Here is a 15571-nt window from a genome sequence, read left to right on the forward strand (position 1 = left end):
CCCCACTGAAAGAAAACAGAAAAAGGGAGATTGTCAAAGAAAAACCTTTTCTCAAACAATCTCCCTTTTTAAATTTGTAACGTTTTGCACATTATATAAATTGTTCCAGCCAGGCTTCGCTCTTTTGCTCATCTACGGATTCTACCAGCATCACTTCGCTGAGCAGAATCTGTTTGGCGGTGGTGAGCAGGCGCCGCTCCCCGGTGGACAATTTCTTGTCATTTTCCTGGACGGACAGGGTCCGGACCACATCGGCCACCTGGAAAATATCCCCGGTTTTCATTTTGTCTACATATAAATTGTAGCGGCGATTCCAGGTAATCTTCTTCATGACATTTTCCGGACGGGCTTTCAGCACATCTTCCACTTCCGGCATAACCTGTTTGTTCACTATAGGCCGCAAGCCAATTTTGTTAACATTCACTTCTGGGATCATGACTTTCATATCACTAAGCAACATATCTAAAATAAAATAATTCACGGGCCGACCATTGACTTGGCGCTTTTCTACATCTTTAATCACGGCTGCACCATGCATGGGGTACAGTACTTTGTCTCCTACAGTAAACATCGAGCCTGCCTCCTTACCTACAGGATTAAAAAAAAATAAAACTTCAGCTCTTATAGTTTACCACAAAACCCCAGTTTAAGTCAAATTTTAGATTATAGCACTATAGCAATACATATGTCAACACGTTATTCCAAAGAAAACGGCCAAATTTCTCAGTCGCTATAGAAAGCTTGAATGGCTTCCTCTACGGAACCTGCTTCCACGATGCCGGCTGCCGGCAGCTTCTTCCCTTTGGGGAAGCTTCCCCGGGGCACAATGAACTTGCGGAAGCCCAGCTGGGCCGCTTCCCGGATTCTCCGGTCCACCATGCCCACCCGGCGCAGCTCCCCGGTCAGGCCCACTTCTCCAATGGCCAGTACCCCTGTGGGAATGGCCCGGTTCCGGTAGCTGGACACCAAAGCACCCAAAATGGCCAGGTCCGCCGCCGGCTCCTTGATTTTCATGCCTCCCAGGCAGCTGGCGTAGGCGTCCTGGTCGCCGAAATTCATGCCACAGCGCTTTTCCAGCACCGCCAGCAGCATATTCACCCGATTAAAGTCCACCCCTACCACCGTCCGGCGGGGCAGGCCAAAGGGCGTATGGCTGACCAGAGCCTGGATTTCTGCCAGGATGGGCCGATTGCCCTCCATAACGGCGGTAATCACCGAGCCCGGCACCGGCTGCTCCTTGGTTTCCAGAAACAGCCCGGAAGGATTGGACACTTCCTGGAGCCCATCCTCCTCCATGGAGAAGATACCGCACTCGCTGGTGGAGCCAAAACGGTTCTTCAGGGCCCGGAGCACCCGGTAGGTATAGGAACGGTCCCCTTCAAACTGGAGCACCACGTCCACCATGTGTTCCAGCAGCCGGGGACCGGCGATGTTGCCTTCCTTGGTTACGTGACCGATGATCACCACTGCAATGCCCGTTTCCTTGGCAAAGGTCAGCAGCTTGGCGGTGCACTCCCGCACCTGCCCCACACTGCCCGCAGCCGTTTCCAGCTCCTGGTTGTACATGGTCTGGATGGAGTCGATGACCAATAGTTCCGGCTGGCTCTGCCGGGCCTGGACCAGAATGGTGCCCAGCTCGGTGGCCGTCATGATTTGCAGACTGTCCGTGGCCTTGCCCAGCCGTTCGGCCCGCATGGCCGTTTGGGCTTCGGACTCCTCCCCGGACACATACAGGACCTTCTTGTGCCGGGCCGCCGCCTTCATGGACACGTCCAGCACAATGGTGGATTTGCCGATGCCCGGAGCGCCCCCCAGAAGAATCAGGGAGCCGGGAACAATGCCGCCCCCCAACACCCGGTCAAATTCCTGGATGCCGGTGGTCAGCCGTTCCACGTGGACCTTGGCCACCTGGCTGATGGTTTTGGGCACGGGCCGTTCCGCGGTCTGGAGGTAGGAGGGCCGCTGCTTGGTAGGCGCGCTGTCCACCTCCTCCACCAGGGAATCCCAGGTGCCGCATTCCGGACACTTGCCCAGCCATTTTACCGAAGAATAGCCGCAGTTTTGGCACACATAGCGGGTTTGGGTTTTAGCCACAGTTATTCGTCCTCCCGACTCAGTAGTTTGTAGGCCGTCTTCACCATATGCTGCTTATCCTTTTCGGACATATGGTCACCCAATACGGCCAAAAAGTATTCCAGCAGGCTGGCTTCCCGGTTGGTAATGAATTTGTGGGCCGCCAGGGCGTTGACCATCTGCCGGGCCGTCTGGGTTTCTGCCGGCGGCAGCAGCGCCTGGGTTGGCTCCTGCTGGGGCAGCCGGATAATCCGGATAAAACCGCCATTTCCCCGTTTGGATTCAACTTCGAACCCCCGCTCTGGGGTAAAGCGGGTGGTCAGTGTATAGGTAATCTGCGACGGGGCACAGGAAAGTTTCTCGGCCAGCTGGCTTCTTTTGACGTTTACGGCGTCTTGTTCATTGGCGAAAAGTTCGCTGATAATGAATTGTTCGATAACATCTGCTATATTCCGCATAGTAGGACCTCCTTTGTACTCTATTATATTTGACTTTTTGACATTTTGCAAATGTTTCGGCCAAAAAGTTACCCTTTTGCACAAATTTGCGTGAATTGTTTCCACAGCTTTGGTGAGAGTAAAGAAGCTGTGCCCCGGAATCGGCCCACGAAAAAACACCACCCAAAGGACAGCAGCCCCTCAGGTGGTGTTTCTTATAAAGTATTCTAGGCTCTTGCCTCGTTTTCCAGGCAGCGGGCGGCACAGGTGCGCAGAGTTCCTGTTTCCTCCGGCCGGATATGGTCTGCCATCAGGGGCACCACTTGTTCCACCAGAGCCTCAGGCGACGCCTGGAGCAGGTTTTCCGGCAGCAGCAGCTCTTTTGCCGCCTCCACCTCCGGCACCGGTTCCCCCTGCTGCCAATCCTGCCGGCAGTTGTAGGGACAGGCGTCCTGACAGGCATCACAGCCGCAAATCCAGGAGCCAAACTGCTCCGCCGTCAAATGGGGCGGCACCTGGCCCCCGCCAAAGGTGGTCCAAAAGGACACACAGGACAGGGGATTCATGGTGTAGGGCCCGCACAGGGCGTGGGTTTTGCAGGCGTTCTGGCAGGCCTTGCAGGTATCGGCGCAGGGCCTGAGATTGTGGCTTTCCCGGTACTCGCAGGAAACGTCAAGCAGGTACCCTTCCAGTTCATAATAGGAGCCCTTTTCCCCGTAGAAAAAATTGTTCTTGCGAAAAATCCCCAGCCCCGCTGCCACCGCCGCATACCGCAAGGGCAGGATCCGAGCCGGCAGGTGGGTTTCCCCACCCAAAAACCGCACTCCCTGCTCCGTCAGCCAGGCTTCAAAAGCCAGCTTCTGCTGGCGCTGGGGGCTGTCCGGCAGGGAATCCGCCGAAAGCAGAAAGGACTTGGCGTATTTGCCCTGGAGCTCCTTGGGAAAACGGTACTTGCCCAGCCAGTTGGTGCAGACCAGCACGCTTTTGGCCCAGGGATAATCCTCCTGCAACCGGGTAAACCCGCTAAGTCCCTGATACACCGCCTTGCTCTCCGGAATCTTGGCTTCCCGTTCCCGCAGCCTCTCGCCGTAGCCCTCTAGTGCAGAAAGGGGAATCACCCCGCAGTTGTCATAGCCATATTCCAGAGCCGCTGCATGAATGGCAGCTCCCGTTATGTTCTTTTCCATTGTTCCACCCTTCTAGCAATACTGCTTTCTATATTCCCGGTACACAGCCAGCAGCTGCTGTTCCATTTCCACCAGACGCTCCGGGTCCCTGCTCAGCCGAAACAGCAGCAGTTCCCCTTCGTAAAGGGCAAAGAGCCGGGCGGCCAAAGGCCCTGCCTGCTCCTGGGTCAGCCCCGATTGCAGGAGAACCTGTTGAAAAAGCCTTTGCAGCTCCTCCATCGCGGCCATATAGGTCTTTCCCAGTTCCGGATGGGAAAAGGCCACCTCCATGCCCACCACCGCAATAGGACAGCCATAATGCCTGCCGGCAGCCGCCCCCTCCTGCATGGGCTTCATAAACCGGGGAACAAAAGTCTCCCAAGCCGCAGCCTTTGCAAAGCCCTGGAGCCACTCAAAAACCACCCGGTGGTAATAGCCCACCACCGCTGCCGCCAGTTCCTCTTTGGATTTGAAATAAAAATAAAAGGACCCCTTGGTCAGCCCCGAGGCCTTCAAAATATCGCTTAAACCCGTTGCCTCATAACCATTGCGCCAAAACAAATCCCCAGCGCAGACAATGAGATGCTCCTTGCTTGCTTCCCCTTTTTTCATAGTATCCCTCCTCGCTTGTTATAAAATAAACCAATCGGTCTATTTTGTCAAGAAAGAAATTCCCATAAAAAAGCAGGAGCCAAAACGCAGCCTGACTGCTGCCCTGACTCCTGCCCTAAACCCGTTATTTCGTTTTCCGTACCAGCTCCAGCAGCCGGCCGAGAATATAAAACCCGCACAGGAACCATACCCCGTACCGCAGATATTGCTCCACCTCAGCGTAGTACACCCCCACCGCCAGAACCACCATACACAGATCCGTGAACTTCAGCTTCACTTGCAATTCACCTCCCGAGCAGCATAAACCCCAGCCCCGTCGTCAATTACAGTCTAGACCGTTAAGGAGAATTTCTCAAGAGGGAGTTGCAGGAAGCAAAAAGATGGAAAATACATACGCTTATTTTGTTTTAGAGGCATCTTTGCTAAAAGGGTTCGACTCGTGTAATGCACATCGAAATTCATCGCAATACCCCAGGCCTTCACCAAAATTGTCCTCCTTGCCCTTTTTGCAAAAAACAGGAACTCCGTTTTCATCGTGCTCACAAAACCAGCAAAAATCGCATACTGGGTCACATATAGGATCATCACAAATATATGCCAAATCAATTTCTCCTCATAAGCACTTAGCCTAGTGAGGTTCTATCATTTTTACCCATTATACTCTGCTGACCATATCTTGCCAAACTTATCTACCGCATAATGAACTTTGACATGTTGTTACCTATAAAGGGGGCGATTGCAAATACATGGCAAGCAGTGGTCCATTGGGATTTCTGCCTCACGGCTAAATTATTACAAATAAATAGTATTACAATGAAAATACAGTGGAAAATTATCAATTGCTCACCAAAGAAAACAATGTTATAAAACAAACAATGAATGCTTAACGGCATTCCCTTCTTTCGACTTGTTTTTTTGCCATAGCGGTCAACTTTTCTAGCAGTAAATCAGCGGCCCATTTTGGTTGTACTATTTCAGTCTGCGCATCAATACATACAATAGTTCGCTCCTGTCCCCTATTAACATTACTGTTAGCGCCTCTTTCATACGTCCAATCAGGCATAAGAAAAGCCTGTTGCCGAAGCAGGGGACCTAATTAATTTTCTCTATTGATTTGATATCCTCTATATAGAACCTATAGCACCTATCCTTTACTCCGGGAAATTCCAAAATAATAGATTCATCTTCCTCGTCTTCAATTTCACCAGCTGGATAATAATCAGCTACATACCCCTTCCAAATTTTTCCATTTACATCAGTTAGTTCTACATTTTGATTTAAATAATCATATAGTTTTTTCATTCTCGTTCACCCACCTTGGCAAGATAGGAGTTCCTTTCTTTGGATAATGGATTGTAAAGCCCGTAGTATCTGATTCTTTCTCTGTTCTTCTGTCACGCAACCGGCCAACTACCTTATTTCCTATAATTCTTTCAGAATAATTCCATTTTCCACTTTTATTATACATTATTTCCCCGGTTCATTGGTACTTATTAACCAATTCTGTATATGTCAACATTTTCTCAGTAGATCTGCATCAACTGTGCTAGTTCAGCCTGCGCAGGAAATTCCTCGCTAAGGACCAGCCAGCACTACCTAAAAAAACAGGTAGCTTTTTTCGTTCCTAATACTATAATGAAAATGAAGAAGGGGAAGGGCAGTGCCCTGTCCCTTGCTCTGTGTTAGCCTTTCAGATAAGCGATTATCGTAATTAATCCGGTCAAGATTGTAATTACATTCGCCGCTATCTGAAGGGCTTTTTCTATTTTTCCATTTGCTGGCAGTGCGGACTCAGTCTGCCAACAGTCCCGGGTGAGCCCCATCCTAGACCCGCTCTGCGGCCAGAGCGGGTCTTTTCCTTCCCCTTAACAGTGCGCGCCAAGCAGCACACTGTTAAGGAGAAGGCAATTGCGGCGCCAGCGCCGCAAAAAGCATGGCACCTTGTGCAGCTCCTTAATCCCCCCCATTCCCCACACGCAAAAAACAACCCCATCTGCAAGCAGATGGGGTTTCGCTTTTTTCTAAAGCACTATATCTTTGATTTGGCCAGCTGCCAAATCGTTCAATTCTAATGGCAGGAGTACTAGGATTCGAACCCAGATCGACGGTTTTGGAGACCGTAGCTCTACCATTGAACTATACTCCTGTGGAGCGGAAAACGAGATTCGAACTCGCGACCCCCACCTTGGCAAGGTGGTGCTCTACCACTGAGCTACTTCCGCATTGGCGACCCAGGACGGACTCGAACCGACGATCTCCGCCGTGACAGGGCGGCATTCTAACCAACTGAACTACTGGGCCATTTGTTTTTTGTCAGTTCCCTGACAGGTGTATATATTATCATAGTTGGGCAGGTTTGGCAAGAGAAAAATTAAATTTTTTTTAGTTTTTTTCTTGCCTTTTTTCTGCCACTTTTTCAATTGAGTTTTGCTGTACCCTAGTCTCTCAAAATGCCCTGGAAGGTGGTTTGGACATGGTCCACTACCTTCTTGATGATAGGATCGATTTCCTGGTCCTGGAGGGTCTTATTCAGGTCCTGGAAGGTCAGGCTAAAGGCTACGGACTTGCACCCTTCCTTCACCTGTTTACCGGTGTACACGTCAAACAGTTTGACGCTGGTGAGCAGCGGCCCTGCCTGGCTGCGGATTTCTTCCTGAAGGTCGGCAGCGGATACTTCCTGGGGCACCACTACGGCAATATCCCGGGAGGTGTTGGGGAACTGGGGAATATGGGTGAACTGGGGCACCCGTTTGGCGGCTTCGGTCAGGCAGTTGACGTCGCATTCCAGTACGTAGGTTTCGCTGCTGAGGCCAAAGCGTTCCTGGACCTGGGGATGGACAGCACCCAAAAAGCCGATGACGTTGTCGTTATAGACAATGTAGGCACTCTTGCCAGGATGCAGGAAGGGTTCATCGGCAGCCCGGTAGGTCAGGCCGGTGACCTGGAGTTTTTCCATCAGGCCTTCAAAAACGCCCTTCAGATCAAAGAAGTCGAAGCTGTCCTTGCTTTCCGTCCAGTTCAGTTCGTTCCGGCGGCCGCTCAGGGCAATGCACAGGCGGGTCTTTTCTTCCGGTTGCTCCGTAATGGGCAGGCCCTTGGGGATAAATACCCGGCCCACTTCAAACAGGGCAATCCGGTCGTTCTGCCGGGCCTGGTTGTAGGCAGCGGTGTTCAGCAGGCTGGGCACCATGGTAGTGCGCATGGTCTTAAAGTCATCGCTGATGGGGTTCATAATCTGCACTGCCTGGCGCCGGGCGTCGTCTGCCTGAAGGCCCAGCTTGTCAAAGCAGTTTGCGTTGATAAAGGTGTAGCTCATGATTTCGTTCAAGCCGCAGTCGGTGAGGTAATCCCGCATGGTGTCCTTCACGTCTTCTACAGGAGCCTGGCCGCCGCCTGCCATATCCAGCTGGGGCAGCGTGGAGGGCAGCCGGTCGTAGCCGTACATCCGGGCCACTTCTTCGCTCAGGTCCGCATCACAGGTGCAGTCCTTACGCCAGGTGGGCACGATTACCCGCCAGGAGCCGTCAGCTTCCTTGTTGACGGTAAAGTTCAGGTTGGTGAGGATTTCTTCCATTTCGGCATCGGAAATGTCCATGCCAATGCGTCCCCGGAGGGCAGCGGGCACAGCCTTGATTTCCACCGGTTTTACTTCCACCGGGTAGGCTTCCACAATGCCGGCCACGGACTGGCAGGCACCCATTTCTTCCAACAGGTGCACCGCCCGGTTCAGGGCATCGTGGTCGGTAATGGTATCCACGCCCCGTTCAAACCGCTGGGAGGCTTCACTGCGCAGGCCCAGGGCTTTGGAGGTGCGGCGGATGGTGGGACCATGGAAGGTGGCGGATTCCAGCATGACGTTCACGGTCTTGTCCGTCACTTCCGTAGCCAGACCGCCCATTACGCCGCCCAGGCCAATGGCCTTTTCCGGGTCAGCGATAACAATCATATCCGGGGTCAGGTCCCGTTTCTGGCTGTCCAAGGTCACCAGGGTTTCCCCTTCCTTGGCCCGGCGGACAATCCAGGTATGGTCCTTCACCTGGTCGTAGTCATAGGCATGCATGGGCTGGCCCAGTTCCATCATCACGTAGTTGGTCACGTCCACCACATTGCTGATGGGACGGATGCCCACAGCCCGCAGCACCTTCTGCATCCATTCCGGAGATTCGGTAACCTTGATGTTCTTTACCATACGCAGGGCAAACCGGGAGCACAGGTCCGGGCATTCGATGGAAACCTTGCCCAGGTCTGCCACGTTGCCGCCGGCAGCGTCCAAGGTGGACAGTTCGGGCAGCCGCACGGGTACCTTGGTGAGTGCCCCAATTTCCCGGGCCAGGCCCAGCATATTGAAGCAGTCGCCCCGGTTGGCGGTCAGGTCAATATCCAGCACCACGTCGTTAAGGCCCAGCAGGTCCTTGACGTCCACGCCGATGGGAGTGGTATCCGGCAGAATGAAAATGCCTTCCCGCTGTTCAGGCAGCAGGAGTTTGGCATCAATGCCCAGTTCCTCGGCGCTGCACAGCATGCCGTTAGAATCCAAGCCGCGCATTTTGGCTTTCTTGAGTGTCATGCCTTTGGGCAGCGTGGAGCCTACCACCGCCACCGGCACCAGGTTCCCCTGCTTCACGTTCTGGGCACCAGTGAGAATCTGTACCAGTTCTCCCTGGCCCAGATCCATCTGGCACACCCACAAATGGTCGGAGTTGGGGTGGCGCTCGATTTGGGCCACCTTACCGGTAATAACGCCTTCCAGGCCCTTGCCCAGGTGAATGACCTGCTCCACTTCCAGGCCGGCCCGGGTCAGTTTCTCCGCCAGGTCTTCAGGAGAGAGGGTAATATCTACATATTGTTTTAACCAATTGATCGATGCTAACATATTCGCTTTGCCTCCTATTTAAAACTGGCGGATGAACCGCAGGTCATTTTCAAAGAACAGACGCAGGTCATCGATGCCGTAGCGCAGCATGGCAATCCGTTCTACGCCCATACCAAAGGCAAAGCCGCTGACCTTGTCCGGGTCATAGCCGCTCATGCGCAGCACGTTGGGATGCACCATGCCGGCGCCCAGAATTTCCAGCCAGCCGGAGTTCTTGCAGACCCGGCAGCCGGAGCCGCCGCAGATCACGCAGCTGATATCCACTTCGCAGGAAGGTTCCGTAAAGGGGAAGAAGCTGGGGCGCAGGCGGATTTTTACCGAAGAGCCGAACATTTCCTTGCAGAACAGTTCCAGGGTGCCCTTCAGGTCAGCCAGGCTGATGTTCTTGTCCACCACCAGGCCTTCCACCTGATGGAACATGGGAGAATGGGTGGCGTCGTAGTCGTTCCGGTATACCGTGCCGGGGCAGATCATGCGGATGGGGGTGTTCCCCGGTCTTTGCTGCATGGTCCGGGCCTGGACGCCGGAGGTCTGGGTACGCATCAGAATATCTTCGGTGATGTAGAAGGTGTCCTGCATATCCCGGGCCGGATGGTCCTTGGGCAGGTTCAGGGCTTCAAAGTTGAAATAGTCGGTTTCCACTTCCGGGCCTTCTTCCACCTCAAACCCCATATGCATAAAGACTTTCTTGATTTCCCGCAGGGTTTGGGTTACCGGATGCAGGTGCCCCAAAGCCGGCTGACGGCCGGGCAGGGTAATATCCAAGGTTTCGGCAGCCAGTTTTTCTTCCATTTGACGGGCTTCCAGCACCTTCATTTGTTCGTTGATCCGTTCCTCCATCTTGGCCCGGACTTCGTTGACCATTTTGCCGATTTTCGGCCGTTCTTCCGCAGCCACGTCCCCCAGGGTACGAAGAATGGAGGTCAAGGCCCCCTTCTTGCCCAGGTATTGCACACGGATATTTTTCAGGTCTTCTACGCTCTTTACTTCACTCAGATCCTTTTGGATCTTTTCCCGCAATTCCTGCAGCTTGTCACTCATAGCAACGCCTCCTAAAAAAATAAACCTCCACCCCTGGTTAGGGGCGAAGGTTCGCGGTACCACCCTATTTTGTACTCTTTAGCCGGTAACGGGGCCAGCGCCGGGCCTACTCCGTTCAGCCCGAATGCTCCCAAGTGAACTTCACCTGCCGGTCCGGGTGCGGCTTTCACCTGTTCCGCACTCTCTGTGCCTTTCCACTGCAAGCTACTCTCTTGTTCATCGCACAAGTATGAAATTCGTTCATGCCCTATATTATAACATGACGGGGCAGGAACCGCAATATTTCTTTGGTTTCTGTACAGCTCCCTATTTCACGTACACAATGGTGGCACCGAAGCCGCCTTCGCTTTGGGGAGCGATTTCCGTTTTCTTCACGTTGGGATGCTGGTTCAGGTACTCAGTAAGCCCCTTGCGCAGCATGCCCGTGCCCTTGCCATGGACCAGCCGGAACCGTTCCATGCCGGCCAGAAGCGCATCGTCGATGGCCTTATCCACATAGGGAATGGCCTCGTCCACGGTTTTGCCCCGGACATCAATCTGGACCGTGGCGTCCTGGGCCTTCTTCACAAACAGGTTATGGCTCTGGCTGGTGGTCCGGCGCAGGGTCTTATGGGTGGAGGTTTTGGCCGGCTGGTTTTCTTCCTTCAGCAGCAGGCAGTCCTTCATCCGGGCGTTCATTTTCATAATGCCAATGCGGACGGTGACCTCATTGCCGTTAATGGCAGCGATGACCCCGCTTTGGCCCAGCTTCTTCACGTACACGTGCTTGCCCACGGCGGCGTTTCCGCTGGTGAGCCCCTGACCTTCCGGCACCGGTTTGCCGTCAATGGAGAAGTTCTTGTTCAGGATTTTCCGGGACAGTTCCGCCAGTTCTTCCACCTTGGTGGTTTCCACGATATTCTGGTTGGCCCGGAGTTCCTTCAGAATGGCCGTGCTTTCCTTCCGGGCGTTCCGGTATAGTTCGTCGGCCTGTTCCCGGGCCTTGCGCAGGATGGCGTTCTTGCTCTTATCCAGCTCGTTTTTCTGGTGGACCAGCTCGTTGCGCAGGTATTCCGTTTCCCGGCGGAGGGTTTCGATTTCTTCCTTCCGGCTTTCGTATTCCCGGCGTTCCCCTTCCAGGTTCTGGAGCACCCGTTCCATATTGCTGTGCCCTTCCCCGATGAAGGTTTTGGCCCGGTCCAGGATTTCCTGGGGCAGGCCAAGCCGCTGGCTGATGTAGAAGGCGTTGCTGCTGCCCGGCACGCCCATCAGCAGCTTGTAGGTAGGCCGCAGGGTTTCCGGGTCAAATTCCACGCTGGCATTTTCCATGCCCTCGTGTTCGTAGGCAAAGGTCTTCAGTTCGCTGTAGTGGGTGGTCATAATGGTGAGCACGTGCTTGTCGTACAGGTACTGGATCATGCTCATGGCAAGGGCCGCACCTTCGGTGGGGTCGGTCCCCACGCACACTTCGTCCACCAGCACCAGGTCCCCTTCCCGGACCTCGTCCAGGATACTGATCATGTTCTTCATATGGCCGGAGAAGGTGGACAGGCTCTGCTCGATGCTCTGCTCGTCGCCAATGTCCGCATAGACCCCGCCAAAGACCGGCAGCACCGCTTCCTGAGCAGGTACAAAGAGCCCCGCTTGGGCCATCAGAGCAAAAAGCCCCACGGTTTTAAGGGCTACCGTCTTACCGCCGGTATTGGGGCCGGTAATGAGAAGCGTGGTAAAGCCGTCCCCCAGAGTAATGTCCAGGGGCACCACCTTTTGGGGATCCAAAAGGGGATGGCAGCCCTTGGTAATGCGCACCCGCTGGGCCGTACCCATCATAGGCCGGCAGCAGTGGAGGTGCTGGGCCATATTGGCCTTGGCGGAAATCAGGTCCACCTTGGCAGCTACGTCCAGGGAGCTCAGAATATTGTCCGCCTCAGCCCCCACGTGGCTGGTCAGGTTCCGCAGAATCCGTTCCACTTCCGCCTGCTCCTCCAGGTGGTACTTCTTGATGTCGTTGTTCAGGTTCACCACCGCCATAGGCTCGATGAACAGGGTGGCCCCGGTGGAAGACTGGTCGTGGACCACCCCGGGGAAGTTCAGCCGGTATTCCTGCTTGATGGGAATAACGTACCGTTCCTCTCTCATGGTAACCAGGGCGTCCTGGAAGTACTTCTGGTTGTTGGGGTCGTGGAGGATGGCATTTAACTTATCCTTCACCCGGTTTTTGGCCACCAGAATGCCGGTGCGCAGGCCGGCCAGCTTCACGGAGGCGTTGTCCTTGATATCCCCTTTTTCGTCCAAAGCGGAGTTTAACTGCTTCATCAGCCGGGAGAAATCCCCCAGCTCCGGGCCGTAGGTCCGAAGGGCTGCGTAGTCGTCCTCCAGTTCCACCAGAAACTTTTTCAGGTGCTGGAGCCCTTCAATGGTATCGTTAATGGCCTTGAATTCTTCCGGCTCCAGGATGCTCCCCACCCGGGTGCGCTTTACCATGGCGGTAATATCGCTCATGCCGCCTAGGGGCAGGCGCTGGCCTTCCTCCAAAAGCCGCAGGGCTTCGGCGGTTTCTTCCTGGGCCAGTTTCACTTTTTCAAAGCTGGAGGAGCTTTGGAGCTCCAGGGCCAGTTTCCGTCCCAGGGACGTACCGGCCTCCTTTGCCAGCATTTCTTTGACTTTATCAAATTCCAGTGTATTTACGGCAAATCTGGCCATTATAAGACTCCTCTAAAATAATGTCCCCGGGTGGTATGGGGCGGATTCTCCTCCACCCGGCTTTCCCCGTCCAGAAGCCCCCGGTAGGTAGCTACCGTCACTCCTACTTCTTCCGGGGTGTAGCTCCGGAGGTCCAGGCGCAGTTGGGCAATGCCCAGTTTTTCCATATCCTTTACATGGGCCTGCATGGACAGGAAATGGCCGTTCAGCACGTGCATCCGGCCGTATTGGTCCTGCTTCAGGGGGAAGTGTTCCTTCTTCCGGTCTTCCAGGTAGGTGGGCTGCTTGCACTGATAGCTGCAGCTGCCCTTGTCCAGGTGCCCCAGGAAACTGCCGGTGACGCAGTATTCGGACACCATCATTTCCAGGGCCCCTTCCGCCAGGCAGGCCACCGGCAGCGGGGATTTCCGCACCAGGCCCCCTACCTGGGCAAGGGTCAGTTCCGGTGACAGGGTGACGCCGGCAAAGCCCTGTTCCAGCCAGAACAAGATGCTCTGGCTGTTAAAGATATTCAGGCCGTAATCGGCCCACAGGGGAACGCCGGTTTCCCGGGCCATTTCCACCAGACCATTATTGGCCAGGAGGAACCCGTCCGCGCCCCACTCTTTCCATTCCTTAAACGCATGGGCAAAGTAGCCCAGCTGGCCTTCGCTGACAATCCGGGAGGTGGCGGCCACCCACTGCTTGCCCCTGGTTTTGGCCCAGCCGGCCACGGTCTGGTAGTCCTGGGCCCGGAGCAGGGGCAGGCTGTAGCTGTCCCCGCCCAGAATCAGCACATCGGCGCCGGCATCCAGGGCAATCTTGGCCTTTTCCAGGGTATCCACATGGACCGCCAGTTCGCTGTGCTTGCGCAGGGTATGGTTTTCCCGCTCCTTCAGCCAGGCGTTCTGCCAGGTGACCTTCTTCCGGCTGGGCAGGAAGGCCTCCAGCCGGTTGTGGGTCAGCTGCTCTGCCGCCAGGCGCCGGGCTTCGTTGATTTCACTCATGGGCACCATGACCCCGTCATCCACTTCCAGAATCAGCTCGCCCAGGGAGAACTCGGTGGTTCCCAACCGGTCAATCTGTTTCCGGACTGCGGCTTCGTCCAGGGCGTGTTTCCGGGCCTTTTCCACAATAAATTCCGTTTGGCCATAGCCCTGGTTGCCGTCCTCATCGGTCATGGTCACGATCATGGGCTGGCCCAAATGGGCGGTGACCAGTACGCTTACCGGCAGCCGGTGCTTGTGCTCAGGGCCAAAGAACTGGGCAGCGTACTGCATCAGTTCGTTATCATAGGTCCGAAACACCCGGTCGTTTAACCGGATGCCCCGGGGTACGGCGATGGTCACCTGGCTGCCGGCCCGGGCCGCCGCCGTTTCCTTGCCTCCGCATTTCATTTTTTCCACCGTGGTCCCTACCCGGCCCCCTACGCTGACCCAGAACTCCAGGCCGTCGCCCAGGTGCAGGTCCTTGTCCAGCTTGATGGTTCCCGTAGCAAAGTCCTTGGACAGGGAAGCCACCCGGCCAATAAGCACGCCCCGGTTGTTGGGCCGGCGGTCGCTGATCATGGTGCGGCCCGGCTTCTTTTCCAGGTAGGCCGTGGTAAAGTCCCGGTTGAAAATCTGTTCGATGTTCTTCCGATCTTCCTCGGGCACGTGGTAGTTGCCGGCAAAGTAGCTGTCAATGGCCCGGCGGTAAATATCCGTAACCACTGCCACGTATTCCGGCCGCTTCATCCGGCCTTCAATCTTAAAGGAGCGCACCCCTGCCTCAATGAGCTGGGGCAGCACGTCCAGGGTATTCAGGTCCTTGGGACTCAAAAGGTAATGGCCTGCATCTACGTGGCTCAGCAGGTCCTCCCCCTGTTTGTCCACCAGGGTATAGGGCAGCCGGCAGGGCTGGGCACACCGGCCCCGGTTGCCGCTGCGGCCCCCGATCAGGCTGCTCATCAGGCACTGGCCGGAGTAGCAGATGCACAGGGCGCCGTGCATAAAGGTCTCAATCTCTCCCGGGGTCTTTTCGCAGATGGTCTTCAGGTCCTTCAGGGTGGTTTCCCGGGCAGGCACCGCCCGGACCATGCCAGCGTGGCAGGTGAAAATAGCACCGGCCGAATTGGTAACGGTCATCTGGGTGCTGGCGTGAAGGAGCAGCTCCGGCACCACTTTCCGGGCCAGCCGGATAACGCCCATATCCTGGACGATGATGCCGTCGGTACCGATATTGCTCAAAAAGGTCAGGTAATCCCCCAGGGCGGGCATTTCCTCGTCGTCCACCAGGGTATTTACCGTAACAAAAATCCGCACCCCGTGCAGATGGGCAAACTCCATGGCCCGCTTCAGTTCGTCGGGACCGAAGTTGTCGGCGTAGGCCCGGGCACCAAAGCTGCTGCCTCCCAGGTAGACGGCGTTGGCGCCAGCGTTAACGGCAGCTTCCAAGGCTTCCCAGGTGCCAGCCGGGGCCAGTAATTCTATATCATTTCTTTCCATGAATATTCTCCTATATGACAGGTTTCCTCAAATTAGACTCTGACTTATTATTTTACCATAATTGGTCAGGGAGTTCCACGGCAACCTGTGAGGGGTAAAAAATGGATATTGCAATCATCTACGTACTATGATGCTTTCTCAATACCCGTTCTACACATGGCCAGTATGGCCTAAGACTGGCCCCTGAGCGGTTTGCTGCTAGCTGCGCAGCTGCGTCCTAAG

At 55.0% G+C, this 15571-nt stretch carries 12 protein-coding genes, 3 tRNA genes and 1 other annotated feature; all 15 genes read right to left on the minus strand.

The genetic code is table 11. From position 1 onward, the window contains the following. Window positions 1-91: 91 nt before the first annotated feature. Window positions 92-571, minus strand: coding sequence for a CarD family transcriptional regulator (locus tag LKE88_RS04245; protein ID WP_105327329.1), 480 nt, complete (start codon window positions 569-571; stop codon window positions 92-94). A gap of 152 nt (window positions 572-723) precedes the next feature. Continuing rightward, window positions 724-2094 carry a DNA repair protein RadA gene (gene radA / locus LKE88_RS04250; RefSeq protein WP_105327328.1) on the minus strand — a complete coding sequence of 457 codons (1371 nt, stop codon included), beginning with the start codon at window positions 2092-2094 and terminating at the stop codon, window positions 724-726. 2 nt (window positions 2095-2096) lie between these two features. Beyond that, window positions 2097-2531, minus strand: coding sequence for a CtsR family transcriptional regulator (locus LKE88_RS04255; protein ID WP_105327327.1), 435 nt, complete (start codon window positions 2529-2531; stop codon window positions 2097-2099). A gap of 206 nt (window positions 2532-2737) precedes the next feature. Beyond that, window positions 2738-3697 carry an epoxyqueuosine reductase gene (locus LKE88_RS04260; protein WP_105327326.1) on the minus strand — a complete coding sequence of 320 codons (960 nt, stop codon included), beginning with the start codon at window positions 3695-3697 and terminating at the stop codon, window positions 2738-2740. 12 nt (window positions 3698-3709) lie between these two features. Then, the gene (locus tag LKE88_RS04265; protein WP_105327325.1) at window positions 3710-4288 is read right to left on the minus strand and encodes a TetR/AcrR family transcriptional regulator; all 579 of its coding nucleotides are present in this window, start codon (window positions 4286-4288) and stop codon (window positions 3710-3712) included. Between the two features lie 124 nt (window positions 4289-4412). Beyond that, entirely contained in the window at window positions 4413-4565 is a 153-nt protein-coding gene (locus tag LKE88_RS04270; RefSeq protein ID WP_158572327.1) for a hypothetical protein, read from the minus strand. An 815-nt stretch (window positions 4566-5380) separates the two neighbouring features. Further along, window positions 5381-5590, minus strand: a complete 210-nt coding sequence (locus LKE88_RS04275; RefSeq protein ID WP_105327534.1) for a hypothetical protein — start codon at window positions 5588-5590, stop codon at window positions 5381-5383. Beyond that, window positions 5574-5756 carry a polymorphic toxin type 50 domain-containing protein gene (locus LKE88_RS13170; RefSeq protein ID WP_118286927.1) on the minus strand — a complete coding sequence of 61 codons (183 nt, stop codon included), beginning with the start codon at window positions 5754-5756 and terminating at the stop codon, window positions 5574-5576. Before LKE88_RS13170 ends, LKE88_RS04275 begins: the two co-directional genes overlap by 17 nt. Window positions 5757-6360: 604 nt before the next feature. Beyond that, window positions 6361-6434, minus strand: a tRNA-Trp gene (locus LKE88_RS04280). Window position 6435: 1 nt separating this feature from the next. After that, window positions 6436-6510 (minus strand) — tRNA-Gly (locus LKE88_RS04285). Between the two features lie 2 nt (window positions 6511-6512). Continuing rightward, a tRNA-Asp gene (locus LKE88_RS04290) sits at window positions 6513-6589 on the minus strand. Between the two features lie 136 nt (window positions 6590-6725). Then, window positions 6726-9161: a phenylalanine--tRNA ligase subunit beta gene (pheT, locus tag LKE88_RS04295; RefSeq protein WP_118286928.1), complete on the minus strand. Its 2436-nt coding sequence runs from the start codon at window positions 9159-9161 to the stop codon at window positions 6726-6728. 18 nt (window positions 9162-9179) lie between these two features. Next, window positions 9180-10202, minus strand: a complete 1023-nt coding sequence (gene pheS, locus LKE88_RS04300; protein ID WP_105327279.1) for a phenylalanine--tRNA ligase subunit alpha — start codon at window positions 10200-10202, stop codon at window positions 9180-9182. 36 nt (window positions 10203-10238) lie between these two features. Further along, window positions 10239-10431: a binding site (T-box leader), on the minus strand. A gap of 77 nt (window positions 10432-10508) precedes the next feature. Then, window positions 10509-12884 carry an endonuclease MutS2 gene (locus LKE88_RS04305; protein ID WP_105327278.1) on the minus strand — a complete coding sequence of 792 codons (2376 nt, stop codon included), beginning with the start codon at window positions 12882-12884 and terminating at the stop codon, window positions 10509-10511. Further along, window positions 12884-15349, minus strand: a complete 2466-nt coding sequence (locus LKE88_RS04310; RefSeq protein ID WP_270441780.1) for a U32 family peptidase — start codon at window positions 15347-15349, stop codon at window positions 12884-12886. The genes LKE88_RS04305 and LKE88_RS04310 overlap by 1 nt, the downstream gene beginning before the upstream one ends. Between the last annotated feature and the right edge of the window lie 222 nt (window positions 15350-15571).

The sequence above is a fragment of the Acidaminococcus hominis genome (genome assembly GCF_022484025.1).
GTDB lineage: Bacteria > Bacillota > Negativicutes > Acidaminococcales > Acidaminococcaceae > Acidaminococcus > Acidaminococcus hominis.